Below are 15,946 nucleotides of genomic sequence, written 5' to 3'. Positions count from 1 at the left end.
GTCCGGGGTCGCTCAGCCGGCCGTGAAGGCCGACACCGCCGCCCGCGCCGCCGCCTCCACCAGCGTGATGCCGTTCGCCTGGGTCGCGTTGCCGTTCGACACCACGGCCACCAGGTAGTCCTGCCCATCGACGGTCACCCGCCCGATGCTGTTGACGTCCCACAGCCCGGTCGTGCTGCGCGGCAGCCACCCGTTCTTCAGCGCCCACGCGGAACCGTCGGCCGCGGCCGACACCCCCCACTGCTGGCCGACGGCTATCTCGCCCATCAGCCCCTGGACATAGGCCCGCGAGGCCGCGCTCAGCTCCGAGTCCTCCCCGAAGACCTGCTGGAGCAGGGTCAGCTGGTCGGCGGCCGTGGTCCGGGTGAGCCCCCACAGCGCGCCGTCCCCGCCCTCGGTGTCCGTCAGCCCGAACCGCTCGTTCGCCGCGTCGAGCCCACTGGCCTGCCCGATCGCGTTCCACAGCGCCGTCGCCGAGTCGTTGTCGCTGCTCTCGATCATCGCGGTGGCGTACGCCTTCTCCTGCGCCGTCAGCTGCCGCCCCGCGTCCTGCGCCTGCAGCAGCAGCGCCGCCAGGATGTCCACCTTGACGATGCTCGCCGTGTCGAAGGAACCGGAGCCGTACGTGGCACTCTCCCCGGAGCCGACGTCCAGCACGGCCACGGACACCTCCGCGTCGCCCGGCACCGTCACCGAGGCCATCGCCTTCGCCAGCAGCGCGTCGTGGTCCACCTCGGGCTCCGACACCGCTTCGACCACAGGCTCCACCGACGCCTCCCCGACAGCCGACACCGACACCGACGCCGAGGCCGACGGCGTCGCCGACGACGATACGGCGCCCTGCCCCGAGTGCGCCTGCCCCTTCACGTACACGGTCCCGGCTGCGGCCGTGGCGCCCAGGACGGCGACGGCGGCGAGGGCGGAGCAGACGAGGGGACGGCGCCCGGAGGGGCGAGCGCGGCGGCTGCGACGTGCTCCGGAGGACTCCATGCCTGCGATGGTGGGGGCGGCGACTGTGCGCTCCGTTAGACGCACGTTAGATGTGCGTCAGCGATGCCTGAGAAACCTGTGAATGCTGTCACCGCCGTGTTTCGGGCCCCGCACAAACCCAGCAGGATCCCCCCGATAGGGTCGGTCACCGTGGCGAACAAGAACATTCCCGACCCCGGCTTCTCCGACGACGACGGCTCCGCCGACCCCCGGCTGAGCGCCGCGCTCGCCGCCTGGGCCGAGGACCACACCGCCGTGGGACCCGTGCTGGAGGCGCTCAAGGGCGCCCGGCTGCTCGTCCCCGTGGTGGCCGTGCTGGGCGAGGTCGAGGAGGACGAGAACGGGCTGCGCCGCGAGAAGACCAGCGACATGGCCGTCCCGACCCTGAAGGCGGGGGCCCGCACGGCCCTGCCCGCCTTCACCTCCACCGAGTCCCTCGCCCGCTGGGACCCGGAGGCACGGCCCGTCGCCGTACCCCTGCACCAGGCGCTGCAGGCCGCCGCGCACGAGAAGGCGGACACGGTGGTCCTCGACGTGGCCGGACCGGTCGCCTTCGAACTGACCGGGCCCTCGCTGCTCGCGCTCGCCGAGGGCCGCACCACCACCGACCCGCTGGCCGACCCGGCCGTGGTGGAGGCGGTACGGGGCGCGGTGGCCGCCGAGCCCGCCGTCCTGCGCGCCCACCTCGGGCCCGGGCAGGCCGACGGCACCCTCGCCCTCGTCCTGGACCCGGCCGCCGCCCCCGCCGAGGCCGCCCGGGCCGTCGCCCAGCGCCTCGCCGCCGACGAAACGCTGAGGGCCCGCCTGGTGCGCGGCCTCGACCTGGCACTGCTGCCGGCCGGGACGACGCCCCCGGGCGAGCCCCTGTACGTACGCGGATGATCCAGTCGCAGACGTACGGATCAGTCGTGGACGTACGGACCAGTCGCAGACGTACGAACCAGTCGTAGAAGTACGAACCAGTCGTAGACGTACGAACTGGCCGTAGCTGTGCGAACGCGAACTAGCCGTAGACCGGGCCGGTGTACTTCTCGCCCGGCCCCTGGCCCGGCTCGTCCGGGACGATCGACGCCTCGCGGAAGGCCAGCTGGAGCGACTTCAGGCCGTCGCGCAGGGGTGCCGCGTGGAAGGAGCTGATCTCGGTCGCGCTCGCGTCCAGCAGACCGGCGAGGGCGGTGACCAGCTTGCGGGCCTCGTCCAGGTCCTTGTACTTGTCGCCCTCCTCGGTCAGACCGAGCTTCACGGCGGCGGCGCTCATCAGGTTGACGGCGACCGTCACGATCACCTCGACCGCGGGAACCTCGGCGATGTCGCGGGTCATCTCGTCGAAGTCGGCGGCGTCGGGGGTCTCGGGGGTGTCCGAGGGGGAGGTCTCACTCATGTCCCACACGATAGGCGCAGCACGCCACGGTCACGCGCGTGGCCCCGGGCGGCCACAATTCGCCCTTCCTGGCGCCACCTGCTAATCTCGTACAACGACCGGTCGGACACGCGTGCCCCTCAGCAGGCGGGCCCGGCCCACAAGTGGAGGCTCCGAACTCCCACCCGACCACCCTCACGGGCGGCGGGTCACCCCGGTCAGGCGGCCACCATCGTTCCGTACGGACGATGGAGTCGCCCGGTAGTGCGCCCCCGCGATCCCGCGAAGGTGCTCCGGTAGTGCTTGGAGCCCCGCCTGTGATCGTTCGGGGCATTTTTTGTGCTTCGGCGTGGTTAAGGCCTAACGAACACAGACGTTACGCGGCCGTCCGCCAGACTGCCGCGTGGTGCTACCGAGGAGGATCCATCAGCGCCGAGCCCCGCATCAACGACCGGATTCGCGTTCCCGAGGTGCGACTTGTCGGTCCCAGTGGCGAGCAGGTCGGCATCGTGCCGCTCGCGAAGGCACTGGAGCTTGCGCAGGAGTACGACCTGGACCTGGTCGAGGTCGCGGCGAACGCCCGCCCGCCGGTCTGCAAGCTCATGGACTACGGGAAGTTCAAGTACGAGTCGGCCATGAAGGCCCGTGAGGCGCGCAAGAACCAGGCGCACACGGTCATCAAGGAGATGAAGCTCCGGCCGAAGATCGACCCGCACGACTACGACACCAAGAAGGGTCACGTCGTCCGGTTCCTCAAGCAGGGCGACAAGGTCAAGATCACGATCATGTTCCGCGGTCGTGAGCAGTCCCGTCCCGAACTGGGCTACCGACTGCTGCAGCGTCTCGCGGAGGACGTCCAGGAGCTCGGGTTCGTCGAGTCGAACCCGAAGCAGGACGGCCGCAACATGATCATGGTTCTCGGTCCGCACAAGAAGAAGACCGAGGCGATGGCCGAGGCCCGTCAGGCGCAGGAGGCCCGCAAGGCCGAAGCGAAGGCCCACCCCGGCCGCTCGCAGGACCCTGCCGCCGCCCAGACGCCGGCTGAGGAGCCTGCCGAGGCGTGATCCGTGGGACGCCAGTCCCCTGGATGTAACCGAAACAAGAGCGACGCTCCACCTGTGCCCGGTTTTCGTGACCGGGCACCGGAGCGCCACCGACGAGGAGAGAACGGCGCTATGCCGAAGAACAAGTCGCACAGCGGTGCCAGCAAGCGCTTCAAGGTCACCGGCTCCGGCAAGGTGCTCCGTGAGCGCGCCGGCAAGCGCCACCTGCTCGAGCACAAGTCGTCCCGTCTGACGCGTCGCCTCACCGGCAACGCCGAGATGGCCCCGGGCGACGCCAAGAAGATCAAGAAGCTTCTCGGCAAGTGACGCGTCGGCGCGTGAGCGCCGTACGTCAGGACCGGGACCCAATCGATACCGGGCCGTGTGAGGACACCCACGGCCCCGCTACAAGGAGTTAACAAGTGGCACGCGTCAAGCGGGCAGTCAACGCCCACAAGAAGCGCCGGGCGATCCTCGAGCAGGCCTCCGGCTACCGCGGTCAGCGTTCGCGCCTGTACCGCAAGGCCAAGGAGCAGGTCACCCACTCGCTGGTCTACAACTACAACGACCGCAAGAAGCGCAAGGGTGACTTCCGTCAGCTGTGGATCCAGCGCATCAACGCCGCTGCCCGCGCCAACGGCATGACCTACAACCGCTTCATCCAGGGTCTGAAGGCCGCGAACATCGAGGTCGACCGCAAGATCCTGGCCGAGCTGGCCGTCAACGACGCGGGCGCGTTCGCCGCGCTCGTCGAGGTCGCGCAGAAGGCGCTGCCGTCGGACGTCAACGCCCCGAAGGCGGCGTGACGCTGCGCTGGCTCTAGGCCGACGTGACTGAAGGACCCGCAGGCTGCAGAGGCCTGCGGGTCCGATTGCGTCCGGATCCGGTTTTCCTCGCCCCCGCCGCCCCTACCCTTCCCCGTCCCCTGGCGGGCTCCGCCCCCAGACCCCCGCTTCGGCCCTGAACGGGCCTCGTCCTCAAACGCCGGACAGGCTGGATTTGGCGCACCTCTCGGCCAACCGAGTCGGGTGGTGGGTGGGCACGGCCCGGGGGTCTGGGGGCGGAGCCCCCAGGGACGGGTAGGGGCGGCGGGGGCGAGAGAAAATCCGAGCCCGAGCCCGCCCCCCACCGCCGTCCCTCGCCATCCCACCGAAGGTGAACCGCATGCCCCCCGCCACCCCCGACCTCATCTCCCCCCGCTCCCCCCGCGTCTCCGCCGCCCGGCGCCTCGCGAAGCGGAACTTCAGGGGCAAGGAGCGGCTGTTCCTCGCGGAGGGGCCGCAGGCCGTGCGGGAGGCGGCCGCCCACCGGGACACGCTCGTGGAGCTGTTCGCCACCGTCGAGGCCGCGGAGCGTTACGCCGACATCATCGGGGAGGCGCGGGACGCCGGCGCCCGCATCCACCTCGCCTCCGAGCAGGTGATCGAGGACATCTCCACCACCGTCACCCCGCAGGGCCTCGTCGGCATCTGCCGGTTCCTGGACACACCGTTCGCGGAGATCCTCGCCGCCCGGCCCCAGCTGGTCGCCGTCCTCGCGCACGTCCGCGACCCCGGCAACGCCGGCACCGTCCTGCGCTGCGCCGATGCCGCCGGGGCCGAAGCGGTCGTGCTCACCGACGCCTCCGTCGACCTGTACAACCCCAAGGCCGTACGGGCCTCGGTCGGCTCGCTCTTCCATCTGCCCGTCGCCGTCGGCGTGCCCGTCGAGCAGGCCGTGGCCGGGCTCAAGGACGCCGGGGTGAGGATCCTCGCCGCCGACGGGGCGGGGGAGCACGACCTCGACCAGGAGCTGGACAAGGGCACCATGGGCGGGCCCACCGCGTGGGTGTTCGGGAACGAGGCCTGGGGGCTCCCGGAGGAGACCCGGGCGCTCGCCGACGCCGTCGTCCGCGTCCCGATCCACGGCAAGGCCGAGAGCCTGAACCTCGCCACCGCCGCAGCCGTATGTCTCTACGCATCGGCCCGTGCACAGCGCGCCTCCGGAGGGTGCCGCTCCGTCACCGAGAGCTAGTAGGGTGACCAGCTCGGGGGCCCCTCAGTCGTCTGAGAGGTGGGGTACGGGGAATGAGCGTCGGCATGAGCAGTACACGGGAAGCACGGGCCGTGCCGCACAACTCCACGCCCCGGCCGGCCGGTGATCTCGCCGGACTCGGCATCGACCCCGACGACCTGCCCGACGGTCTCGTCGTCGCCGACGAACACGGACACGTCGTCTGCTTCAACGCCGCCGCCGAGCGCATCACCGCCCTCCCCGCCTCCGAAGCCCTCGGGCAGCGGCTCGACAAAGCCCTGCCATTAGAAGATCTCGAGGGGCGCCGCTGGTGGCAGCTCACCGACCCGTACGGCGGGCTCGCCATCCGGGTACGGCAGCCCGAGCGGAACCTGCTGCTGCCCGGCGGGCGGGAGGTGCTCGTCTCCGCGCGGTACGTCCGCAGCGAGCCCACCGGACCCGTCCGCCGTGTCGTCGTCTCCCTCCGCGACACCGAGGCCCGCCGCCGCACCGAGCGCAGCCACGCCGAGCTGATCGCCACCGTCGCCCACGAACTGCGCTCCCCCCTCACCTCCGTGAAGGGCTTCACGGCCACCCTCCTCGCCAAGTGGTCGCGCTTCACCGACGACCAGAAGCGGCTGATGCTGGAGACGGTCGACGCGGACGCCGACCGCGTCACCCGCCTCATCGCCGAGCTGCTCGACATCTCGCGGATCGACTCCGGGCGGCTGGAGGTGCGGCGCCAGCCCGTCGACATAGGCGCCGCCGTCGGACGGCACATCCAGGCCTACGTCGCCGCCGGACAGCCCGCCGACCGGTTCCTGCTGCGCATCGAACAGCCGCTGCCCGCGCTGTGGGCCGACCCCGACAAGGTCGACCAGGTGCTCAGCAACCTCCTCGAAAATGCCGTGCGGCACGGCGAGGGAACCGTCACGATTGACGTCACGCCCGCCGAGTCCCCACGCGAAGGAGAGGACACCGGCACGTCGGTCACCGTGAGCGACGAGGGCACCGGCATCCCGGAGGAGTCCATGAACCGCGTCTTCACCCGCTTCTGGCGGGGCAGCAAGCGCGGCGGGACGGGCCTCGGGCTGTACATCGTCAAGGGCATCGTCGAGGCCCACGGCGGCATCATCACGGTCGGCCGCGCCCCCGGCGGCGGCGCGGAGTTCCGATTTACGTTGCCCGTGGGCGCCCCGGCGTATCTCTCCTGAGATCCGTCCGAGCAGCCCGCGGGCGCATTCGTCCACCCTCACCCCGTTAGACTCGGCCTTTGGCACCCATGTGTCCCGAAGTCGGCGACGATCTGCCAACGGATCAGTGACGGGGACCCTCAGCCAGCCAATCGGAAGCACGGGAAGAGATGTCGGCACCGAATAAGTCGTACGACCCTGTAGAGGTCGAGGCGTTGAAACCGGAAGAGATCGAGCGCATGCGGGACGAGGCGCTCGCCGCCTTCGCCGCCGCGGACTCCCTCGACGCGCTCCAGGAGGCCAAGGTCGCCCACACCGGCGGCACCTCCCCGCTGGCCCTCGCCAACCGCGAGATCGGCGCACTGCCCCCGCACGCCAAGGCCGAGGCCGGAAAGCGCGTCGGCCAGGCCCGCGGCGCCGTGAACAAGGCCCTCGCCGCCCGCCAGGCCGAGCTGGAGGCCGAGCGCGACCAGCGCGTGCTCGTCGAGGAGGCGGTGGACGTCACGCTGCCGTACGACCGCGTGCCGGCCGGCGCCCGCCACCCGCTCACCACGCTCTCGGAGCGCATCGAGGACGTCTTCGTGGCCATGGGCTACGAGGTCGCCGAGGGCCCGCAGGTCGAGGCCGAGTGGTTCAACTTCGACGCCCTCAACATCGGCCCGGACCACCCGGCCCGCGGCGAGGCCGACACCTTCTTCGTCCAGGGCCCCGAGGGCGGCACCGAGTCCGGCGTCGTGCTGCGCACCCACACCTCGCCCGTGCAGATCCGCTCCCTGATGGAGCGCGAGCTGCCGGTGTACGTGATCTGCCCCGGCCGCGTGTACCGCACCGACGAGCTGGACGCCACCCACACGCCCGTCTTCCACCAGGTCGAGCTGCTCGCCGTGGACGAGGGCCTGACCATGGCCGACCTCAAGGGCACCCTCGACCACATGGTCCAGGCGCTGTTCGGCGAGGGCATGAAGACCCGGCTGCGGCCGAACTTCTTCCCCTTCACCGAGCCGTCCGCCGAGATGGACATGGTGTGCTACGTCTGCCGCGGCGAGTCCGTCGGCAACCCCGACCGGCCCTGCCGCACCTGCTCCAGCGAGGGCTGGATCGAGCTCGGCGGCTGCGGCATGGTCAACCCCAAGGTGCTGACCGCCTGCGGCGTCGACCCGGAGAAGTACAGCGGCTTCGCCTTCGGGTTCGGCATCGAGCGGATGCTGATGTTCCGCCACAACGTCGAAGACATGCGAGACATGGTCGAGGGTGACGTCCGGTTCACCCGGCCGTTCGGGATGGAGATCTGATGCGGGTCCCGCTTTCTTGGCTGCGGGAGTACGTCGACCTGCCGGCCACCGAGACCGGCCGTGACGTCCAGGCCAAGCTCATTTCGGCCGGTCTGGAGGTCGAGACCGTCGAGCACCTCGGCGCCGACCTCAAGGGGCCGCTCGTCGTCGGCCAGGTGCTCACCATCGAGGAGCTGGAGGGCTTCAAGAAGCCGATCCGCTTCTGCACCGTCGACGTCGGCCAGGCCAACGGCACCGGCGAGCCCCAGGAGATCGTCTGCGGCGCCCGCAACTTCTCCGTCGGCGACAAGGTCGTCGTGGTCCTGCCCGGCGCCACGCTCCCGGGCGGCTTCTCGATCTCCGCGCGCAAGACCTACGGCAAGACCTCGCACGGCATGATCTGCTCCAGCGGCGAGCTGGGCATGGGCGACGACGGCACCCACGGCATCATCGTGCTGCCGCCGGAGACCGAGGTCGGCAAGGACGCCATCGAGCTCCTCGAACTGGTCGACGAGGTCCTGGACATCGCCGTCACCGCGAACCGCGGCGACTGCCTCTCCATCCGCGGCGTCGCCCGCGAGACCGCCATCGCCTACGGCCTGCCGCTGCGCGACCCGGCCCTGCTCGACGTACCGGGCCCGAACGCCTTCGGCTACCCGGTGCGGGTCGCCGACCCGGTCGGCTGCGACCGCTTCACCGCCCGCACCGTCACCGGACTGACCCCCGAGGCGCGCTCCCCGATCTGGCTGCAGCGCCGGCTGCAGAAGGTCGGCATGCGCCCGATCTCGCTCGCCGTCGACGTCACCAACTACGTGATGATGGAGCTGGGCCAGCCCCTGCACGCCTACGACCGCAAGCTGGTCCAGGGCGCCATCGGAGTACGCCGGGCCGCCGAGGGCGAGAAGATCGTCACCCTCGACGGTGTCGAGCGGAAGCTGCACGCCGAGGACCTGGTGATCACCGACGACCGCGGTCCGATCGGCATCGCCGGTGTCATGGGCGGCGCCAACACCGAGATCGCCGACCACGACGACACCGGGGACGCGGCGAACGCCACGACCGACGTGGTGATCGAGGCCGCCCACTTCGACGCCGTCACCGTCGCCCGTACGGCCCGTCGGCACAAGCTGTCCTCCGAGGCGTCCCGCCGCTTCGAGCGCGGCGTCGACCCGCAGGCCGCGGCGGCCGCCGCGCAGCGCACGGTGGACCTGCTGGTGCTGCTCGCGGGCGGCACCGCCGAGGCCGGTGTCACCGAGGTCATCGCACCGTCCGCGCCGCACACCATCACCGTCCCGGCCGACCACCCGGACAAGGTCGCGGGCGTCATCTACGGCCGCGAGACCGTCGTCCGCAGACTCCAGGAGATCGGCTGCGACGTCTACGGGCAGGACGAGCTGATCGTCACCGTCCCGTCCTGGCGGCCCGACCTCGCCGAGGCCAACGACCTCGCCGAGGAGGTCATCCGCCTGGAGGGCTACGAGAACCTGCCCTCCACGCTGCCCAAGCCCCCGTCGGGCCGCGGTCTCACCCACCGCCAGCGGCTGCACCGCCGCGTCGGCCGGGTGCTGGCCGGTGCCGGGTACGTCGAGGCGCCGAACTACCCGTTCGTCAGCGAGCAGGTCTTCGACCAGCTCGGGCTGGAGGCCGACGACCCGGCCCGCCGCGTCGTCAAGCTGACCAACCCCCTCAACGACGAGGAGCCCGCGCTCCGTACGTCGCTGCTGCCGGGCCTGCTGGCCGCTCTGCGGCGCAACGACGGGCGGGGCTCGCACGACCTGGCTCTGTTCGAGACCGGCCTGGTCTTCCTCCCGCGCGAGGAACAGCGCGTCGCCGGTCATCTGCCGGTCGACCGCCGTCCGACCGACGAGGAGCTGGCCTCGCTCGACGCCGTGCTGCCCGAGCAGCCGCGCCATGTCGCCGTCGTCCTCGCGGGCGCCCGCGAGCAGTCCGGCTGGTGGGGCAAGGGCCGTCCGGCCGACTGGGCCGACGCCGTCGAGGCGGCGCGGACGGTCGCCCGTGAGGCCGGCGCCGAACTCGTCGTTCGCAACGGTCAGTACGGGCCGTGGCACCCCGGCCGCTGCGCCGAGCTGGTGGTCGTCGTGGACGGCGCCGAGCAGGTCGTCGGCCACGCGGGTGAACTGCACCCGCGGGTCCTGAAGGCCCTGGGGCTGCCTGTGCGTACGTCCGCGATGGAGCTGGACCTGGACGTCCTGGAGCAGGTCGGGGACGACACGCCTCAGGCGCCGGGCATCTCCACGTTCCCCGTCGCCACGCAGGACGTCGCCCTCGTCGTCGACAAGTTCGTCCCGCACGCGGAGGTCGAGGCCGCGCTGCGTGAGGGCGCGGGTGAGCTGCTGGAGGGGATCCGGCTGTTCGACGTGTACGAGAACGAGGAGCAGCTGGGTGAGGGGCGGAAGTCGCTCGCGTACGCGTTGCGCTTCCGCGCGGGTGACCGGACTCTGACCGTCGACGAGGCTTCGGCGGCGCGGGACGCTGCGGTTGCCCTCGCGGGCGAGCGGACCGGGGCGGTTCTGCGCGGCTGACCGTCGAGGCGGACTGCGTGATCGGCCGGGTGCGGGTTCGTCGTGGCTGGTCGCGCAGTTCCCCGCGCCCTGGGTTGGTCGGCTGGCTGTGTGTCAAGAAGCGCCTGGGGGTGCAGGGGGCGAAGCCCCCGCACCCCAGGGGCGCGGGGAACTGCGCGACCAGCCACCCATGACCGGCAGCCGACCACGCACCACCATCACACCGCGCCGTAGTCGCCCGCCCAACCCGCGGTAGCGCTACGCCGGGCCGCCGCTTACGAGGGGGAGCCGGCGGCCCGGCCGACCTCTTGCGAGGTATTTCAGTCAAGCGACTGGAAACGCTCCGCGACAGCGCGCACACGGTCCGGATACGCGCACTCCGTTCACACCCCGTGTGAAGACGGACCCGCTACTGTGAGTGGCGCCGTCGGCACCGAACCACCGGGGGGCACCCATGCAGCCCAACACACTGCTCGACGCGATCCTGGACGAGGCGGGGATCTCCCACGCGGGTCTGGCCGCCCATGTCAACCAGGCGGGGCGTGCGCGGGGGCTCGCGCTGCGGTACGAGCACACGGCTGTCGCCCGTTGGCTGAAGGGACAGCGGCCGCGCGGTCAGGTGCCCGACCTGATCTGCGAGGTGCTCGCCGGCCGGCTGCAACGGCCCGTCACCCTCGACGACATCGGCCTCGGTGTGCCGGGGGAGCCCTCCGCCCCGCACGCCACCTCGCTGTCCGGCTTCGTCGAGCGGGCGACCGCCCTGTGGCGCTCCGACGAACAGCAGCGCCCGCACCTGCTGGGCGCGCCCGCCGTCACCGGCACGCCCGCCGTGATGCCGGTGTGGGAGTGGGAGAACCCGCCCGAGGACGTCGACGTCTCGCGCGGTGGCCGGCACCGGGTCACCTCCGCCGACATCGAGATGCTGCGCGCCGCCCGTACCCACTACGAGCAGATGTACCGCAAGGCCGGCGGGATGGCGACCCGCAGCCGTATCGTCGGCTTCCTCAACGCGGAGGCCGCCCCGCTGCTGCGCGGCGGCTACACCGATGCCACGGGCCGCCAACTGCACCGGGCCACGGGCGGGTTGGTGGCGATCGCCGGTATCTGCGCGTACGACTCCGACGCGCACGGTCTCGCGCAGCGCTACTTCCACCAGGCGCTGCGGCTGGCAAAGGCCAGCGGGGACCGGGGACTTGGCGCCTACGTGATCGCGTTGCTCGTCAACCAGTCGCTGTTCATGCGGGAGTACCGGCAGGCGGTGGCCTTCGCGGAGGCCGCGCTGCGCACCGCCGGGAAGCACATCACCCCCGCCCTCGCCTCCGACCTGTACGCGATGCAGGCGAAGGCGTACGCGCACCTCGGCGACGGCACCAGCGCTCTGTCGTGCATCCGGCGTGCCGAGACGGCCGCCGACCACATCCGGCGTGGCCACGAACCCGACGAGACCGGCTATGTCCAGCCGGGTCTGGTCAATGTCCAGGTGGCGGAGGCCCTGCTCAGCCTGGGCGACCTCACCGCCGCCGCGGAGCACGCGGCGGCCGCCGTCGACACGCCCTCCCACGACCGGGGCCGGGTCCACCGGCTCGCCATGCTCAGCACCATCGAACTGCGCCAGGGCCATGCCGACAAGGCGGTGGCCACCGCGGTGCGGATGGCCGAGCAGGCCAGGGGAATGGAGTCCCAGCGTCTGCGCGACAGACTCCGGGCGGTGCGCGAACACCTGGTGCGCAGCGGCTGTGCGGGCACGGCCGAGGCGGCCGAACTCATCGACGGGGCCCTGCGCGTGCCGCTGTAGACATCCCTCCGGACTCCGCTGTAGACCCAGCCCCGAACACCGGCGCCACACAGTTCCTGCTGCGATATTGCCACTTACTCGACGGAAGGTGGCAGAACCATGCAGTGGACGAAACAGAACGAACAAACTGTGTATGAAAACCGCTGGTTCAGCGTCAACCTCGCGGATGTCGAGCTGCCGGACGGCCGGCACCTCGACCACTTCCTCATACGACTACGCCCCGTCGCCGTGGCCACCGTGGTCAACGAGGCCAACGAGGTCCTTCTGCTGTGGCGCCACCGGTTCATCACCGACAGCTGGGGGTGGGAACTCGCGGCGGGGGTCGTCGAGGACGGCGAGGACATCGCCCGCGCGGCCGCCCGCGAACTGGAGGAGGAGACCGGCTGGCGACCGGGACCCCTGCACCACCTCATGAGCGTGGAACCGTCCAACGGCCTCACCGACGCCCGGCACCACATCTACTGGTCGGACGAGGGCGAGTACGTCGGGCACCCCGTGGACGACTTCGAGTCGGACCGCCGGGAATGGGTCCCGCTCAAGCTCGTCCCCGACATGGTCGTCCGTGGGGAGGTCCCGGCCGCCAACATGGCGGCCGCGTTACTGCTCCTGCACCACCTCAGGCTCGGTCAGGACACCGCGCACTGATCCGCGCCCCCCCCAGGGGCGCGGGGCAGTGACACATGCGGCTCCGCCGCGCGGGCGCGACCAGCCACGGACGGCCCGCGGCTTTCGTACCACGTTCTCAGCGGAGCGCTCAGCGCCCGAAGGCCTGCCAGATCGTCACCACGAGGGCGCCGACGGCCGTGATCGCCGCGAGCGACGGCAGCGGCCAGCGGGCGTGCTCCAGCGTGACGAGCCGGGTGCTCAGTTCGTCGATCTCCTTGGCGGTCTCCTCGGTGCGGTGCGTCAGCAGAGCCAGGCCGCCCTCGACGCGGGCGTACGCCACGTCGAGCCGGCGTCGTAACTCCGCGAGTTCTCCATGAACGACGGGATGCTCGGGATCGGCGGTCACGTGTCCGCTCCTTTCCGTAGTCGTCTCACATCCCTTGCATGCGCAGGACGAGTGAACTCGCCTGGTGGGCCGGTGGGGAGAGTGTGCGCGCGGCATATGCGGGCCCGGCTCGCACACGCCGTGTGAACGCCGCGGGCCCGGCACTCCGAAGAGCGCCGGGCCCGCAGGGGTCACCGAGGGTGATCAGTCGTAGGTGTAGAAGCCCGAGCCGGTCTTGCGGCCCAGCCGGCCCGCGTCCACCATGCGCTGGAGCAGCGGGGGAGCGGCGTACAGGGGCTCCTTGTACTCCTCGTACATGCTCTGAGCCACCGAGGCGACCGTGTCCAGGCCGATCAGGTCGGAGAGCTTCAGCGGGCCCATCGGGTGGGCGCAGCCCATCTCCATGCCGTTGTCGATGTCCTCGCGGCTGGCGATGCCGGTCTCGAACATCCGGATCGCGGAGAGCAGGTACGGGATCAGCAGCGCGTTGACCACGAAACCGGAGCGGTCCTGGGCGCGGATGGCGTGCTTGCCCAGCACCTTCTCGGTGAACAGCTGCGCCCGGCTGAGCGTGCCCTCGGAGGTGGTCAGCGCCGGGATCAGCTCGACGAGCTTCTGCACCGGGGCCGGGTTGAAGAAGTGGATGCCGACGACCTGGTCGGGCCGCGAGGTGGCGACCGCCAGCTTCACCAGCGGGATGGAGGAGGTGTTGGAGGCGAGGATGGCGTCCGGGCGGGTCACGACCTGGTCCAGGACCTGGAAGATCTCGGTCTTGACCTGCTCGTTCTCGACGACGGCCTCGATGACCAGGTCGCGGTCGGCGAACTCGCCCAGGTCCGTGGTGAAGCTCAGGCGCGCCTGCGTCGCGTCCCGCTCCTCCTCGGTGATCTTGCCGCGCTCGGCGGCCTTGCCCAGGGAGTTGAACAGCCGGGTGCGGCCGATCTCCAGGGCTTCGCCGGTGGTCTCGGCGACCTTGACGTCGAGTCCGGCGCGGGCGCAGACCTCGGCGATGCCGGCGCCCATCTGGCCGCAGCCCACCACTCCCACGCGTTCGATGTCCGTCACATCGTCCCCTTCACTGCGCTCACGCTGATGGCTGGGACAGGTCTGCCGGGTCCCGGTCGGCCTGCTCCGATCGTGCACGTTACTAGCAAGTATCGATGATCGATCGCCGGGGTGGGGGCATCCTGGGGCGCGGAGACGATCCGTGACCGAGCGGATCCACGGTGTATGTGGGGATGTGCGCCATGGGGCGACTGACTCGGCGGGCGTTCGCGCTGGCCGCGCTGTCGACGTTCACGACGACGGGGGCGGCGGCCGCGGGGCACGCCTCTCGCGACGACGACCGCCGGGCCGTCAAGGAGATGCGGGGCATGTGGCTGGCGACGGTCGCCAACCGAGACTGGCCGTCCCGCCCGGGCCTGACAGCCGCCCAGCAGCGGTCCGAGCTGCTCGCCCAGCTGGATCTGGCGGTCCGCAAGCGCCTCAACACCGTGATCTTCCAGGTGCGGCCCACGGCCGACGCTCTGTGGCCCTCCCCGTACGAGCCCTGGTCACAGGTCCTCACCGGCACCCAGGGCAAGGCCCCGGGCTGGGACCCGCTGGGCACAGCCGTGAAGGAGGCCCACGCCCGCGGGCTCCAGCTGCACGCCTGGTTCAACCCGTACCGGATCGCCACCCACGCCGACCCCAGCCGGCTCGTCGCGTCCCACCCCGCCCGCAAGCACCCCGACTGGGTGGTGCCGTACGGCGGGAAGCTCTACTACAACCCCGGTCTGCCGGCGGTTCGCGCGTTCGTCCAGGACGCGATGCTCGACGCGGTGAAGAAGTACCCGGTGGACGCCGTGCACTTCGACGACTACTTCTACCCGTACCCGGTGGCCGGTCAGACCTTCGACGACGACGCGGCCTACGACCGCCACGGCGGCGGCTTCCCGAACCGGGCGGCCTGGCGGCGCGACAACATCGACAGGCTGGTGCGCGAGACGGCGGCCCGGATCAGGGCGGTCCGGCCCGCCACACAGTTCGGGATCAGCCCCTTCGGGGTGTGGCGCAACGCCTCCAGCGACCCGCGCGGCTCCGACACCCAGGCCCTCCAGTCGTACGACGCCATCCACGCCGACACCCGCACATGGGTGCGCAAGGGCTGGATCGACTACATCGTGCCGCAGCTGTACTGGCACATCGGAATGCCCGCCGCCGACTACGCCAAGCTCGTGCGCTGGTGGGCGGAGGTGGCGCGGGGGAGCAGGACGAAGCTGTACATCGGCGAGGCGTTGTACCGGGCGGGGGATCCGGCGCAGGCCGCGGCCTGGCAGAACGCGGCCGAGCTGTCCCGGCACCTCACCCTGGCCAAGGGCCATCCGGAGGTGCGCGGGCACGTCTTCTTCGCCGCCAGGGACGTGGCGACGGACCGGATCGGGGCGATGGCGCGGGTGGTCGCCGACCACTACGGGCAGCCGGCGAAGCCCCCGCGCTGATCTACCGGACTACCGACGGAGGCCGAAGCGCCTGCCGGAGTCCTTGTGGCGGATCTCGGTGTCGGGGCCGGGTGAGCACAGTCCTTCGTGCCCGTCCTCGAACCGTACGCGGTACGGGGGGTTGCCTTCCTGGCCCAGTACTTCGACGATCTCGCCGACCTTGTCGTGTTGGCCGACCACCCTGCCGTGCTGGACAAGCTGGTCGCCCACGGTTGCACGCATCTTAGGGGCCTCCTCACCAAGTGCGGGAGCAGCGGTCCGTGGCCTTGAGTCTACGGCGCCGAGCGGTGGTGGGAAGTGGGCCGGGAG

Annotated in this window: 16 protein-coding genes; 11 read left to right on the top strand and 5 right to left on the bottom strand. The window is 71.2% G+C overall.

Features of this window, described 5'->3' with window-relative positions; genetic code table 11:
- Positions 1 to 12 precede the first annotated feature (12 nt).
- A complete protein-coding gene (locus IE263_RS15840) occupies positions 13 to 990 on the bottom strand; it encodes a serine hydrolase (RefSeq protein WP_189936762.1) in 978 nt (325 codons plus the stop codon).
- Positions 991 to 1,140: 150 nt separating this feature from the next.
- On the opposite strand from IE263_RS15840, the gene IE263_RS15835 reads away from it, so the two are divergent.
- Positions 1,141 to 1,872, top strand: a complete 732-nt coding sequence (locus IE263_RS15835) for an SseB family protein (RefSeq protein ID WP_189936760.1) — start codon at positions 1,141 to 1,143, stop codon at positions 1,870 to 1,872.
- 121 nt (positions 1,873 to 1,993) lie between these two features.
- Here the strand turns inward: IE263_RS15835 and IE263_RS15830 are convergent, their stop codons facing one another.
- Positions 1,994 to 2,371 carry a DUF1844 domain-containing protein gene (locus tag IE263_RS15830; protein ID WP_189936758.1) on the bottom strand — a complete coding sequence of 126 codons (378 nt, stop codon included), beginning with the start codon at positions 2,369 to 2,371 and terminating at the stop codon, positions 1,994 to 1,996.
- A 404-nt stretch (positions 2,372 to 2,775) separates the two neighbouring features.
- Between IE263_RS15830 and infC the strand changes: the two genes are divergently transcribed.
- From infC to IE263_RS15785, 9 genes are all read left to right on the top strand, one after another.
- Positions 2,776 to 3,414, top strand: coding sequence for a translation initiation factor IF-3 (gene infC, locus IE263_RS15825; RefSeq protein ID WP_229911009.1), 639 nt, complete (start codon positions 2,776 to 2,778; stop codon positions 3,412 to 3,414).
- Between the two features lie 111 nt (positions 3,415 to 3,525).
- Entirely contained in the window at positions 3,526 to 3,720 is a 195-nt protein-coding gene (gene rpmI / locus IE263_RS15820; RefSeq protein WP_007829094.1) for a 50S ribosomal protein L35, read from the top strand.
- 95 nt (positions 3,721 to 3,815) lie between these two features.
- A complete protein-coding gene (gene rplT / locus IE263_RS15815) occupies positions 3,816 to 4,199 on the top strand; it encodes a 50S ribosomal protein L20 (protein WP_010045263.1) in 384 nt (127 codons plus the stop codon).
- Positions 4,200 to 4,557: 358 nt separating this feature from the next.
- Entirely contained in the window at positions 4,558 to 5,406 is an 849-nt protein-coding gene (locus IE263_RS15810; RefSeq protein WP_189936756.1) for a TrmH family RNA methyltransferase, read from the top strand.
- Positions 5,407 to 5,459: 53 nt separating this feature from the next.
- A complete protein-coding gene (locus tag IE263_RS15805) occupies positions 5,460 to 6,599 on the top strand; it encodes a sensor histidine kinase (RefSeq protein WP_189936754.1) in 1,140 nt (379 codons plus the stop codon).
- A 149-nt stretch (positions 6,600 to 6,748) separates the two neighbouring features.
- The gene (gene pheS / locus IE263_RS15800; RefSeq protein ID WP_189936752.1) at positions 6,749 to 7,870 is read left to right on the top strand and encodes a phenylalanine--tRNA ligase subunit alpha; all 1,122 of its coding nucleotides are present in this window, start codon (positions 6,749 to 6,751) and stop codon (positions 7,868 to 7,870) included.
- The gene (pheT, locus tag IE263_RS15795; protein ID WP_189936750.1) at positions 7,870 to 10,392 is read left to right on the top strand and encodes a phenylalanine--tRNA ligase subunit beta; all 2,523 of its coding nucleotides are present in this window, start codon (positions 7,870 to 7,872) and stop codon (positions 10,390 to 10,392) included. The genes pheS and pheT overlap by 1 nt, the downstream gene beginning before the upstream one ends.
- A 433-nt stretch (positions 10,393 to 10,825) precedes the next feature.
- Positions 10,826 to 12,166, top strand: a complete 1,341-nt coding sequence (locus IE263_RS15790) for an NsdA family TPR-like regulatory protein (protein ID WP_189936748.1) — start codon at positions 10,826 to 10,828, stop codon at positions 12,164 to 12,166.
- 99 nt (positions 12,167 to 12,265) lie between these two features.
- The gene (locus IE263_RS15785) at positions 12,266 to 12,811 is read left to right on the top strand and encodes an NUDIX hydrolase (protein WP_189936746.1); all 546 of its coding nucleotides are present in this window, start codon (positions 12,266 to 12,268) and stop codon (positions 12,809 to 12,811) included.
- A 109-nt stretch (positions 12,812 to 12,920) separates the two neighbouring features.
- Here the strand turns inward: IE263_RS15785 and IE263_RS15780 are convergent, their stop codons facing one another.
- Positions 12,921 to 13,178, bottom strand: a complete 258-nt coding sequence (locus IE263_RS15780) for a hypothetical protein (RefSeq protein WP_189936744.1) — start codon at positions 13,176 to 13,178, stop codon at positions 12,921 to 12,923.
- A gap of 183 nt (positions 13,179 to 13,361) precedes the next feature.
- Positions 13,362 to 14,222: a 3-hydroxybutyryl-CoA dehydrogenase gene (locus IE263_RS15775; protein WP_189936742.1), complete on the bottom strand. Its 861-nt coding sequence runs from the start codon at positions 14,220 to 14,222 to the stop codon at positions 13,362 to 13,364.
- Positions 14,223 to 14,404: 182 nt separating this feature from the next.
- Between IE263_RS15775 and IE263_RS15770 the strand changes: the two genes are divergently transcribed.
- Positions 14,405 to 15,637: a glycoside hydrolase family 10-like protein gene (locus tag IE263_RS15770; RefSeq protein WP_189936739.1), complete on the top strand. Its 1,233-nt coding sequence runs from the start codon at positions 14,405 to 14,407 to the stop codon at positions 15,635 to 15,637.
- A gap of 9 nt (positions 15,638 to 15,646) precedes the next feature.
- On the opposite strand, the gene IE263_RS15765 is transcribed toward IE263_RS15770, so the two are convergent.
- Positions 15,647 to 15,859, bottom strand: coding sequence for a DUF1918 domain-containing protein (locus IE263_RS15765; RefSeq protein WP_189936737.1), 213 nt, complete (start codon positions 15,857 to 15,859; stop codon positions 15,647 to 15,649).
- Between the last annotated feature and the right edge of the window lie 87 nt (positions 15,860 to 15,946).

Origin of the sequence: Streptomyces aurantiogriseus, from assembly GCF_014649375.1 — a bacterium.
Classification (GTDB): Bacteria; Actinomycetota; Actinomycetes; order Streptomycetales; family Streptomycetaceae; genus Streptomyces; species Streptomyces aurantiogriseus.
Note: the sequence above shows the minus strand (reverse complement) of the source record. Positions and strands in the feature narration are given on the sequence as shown.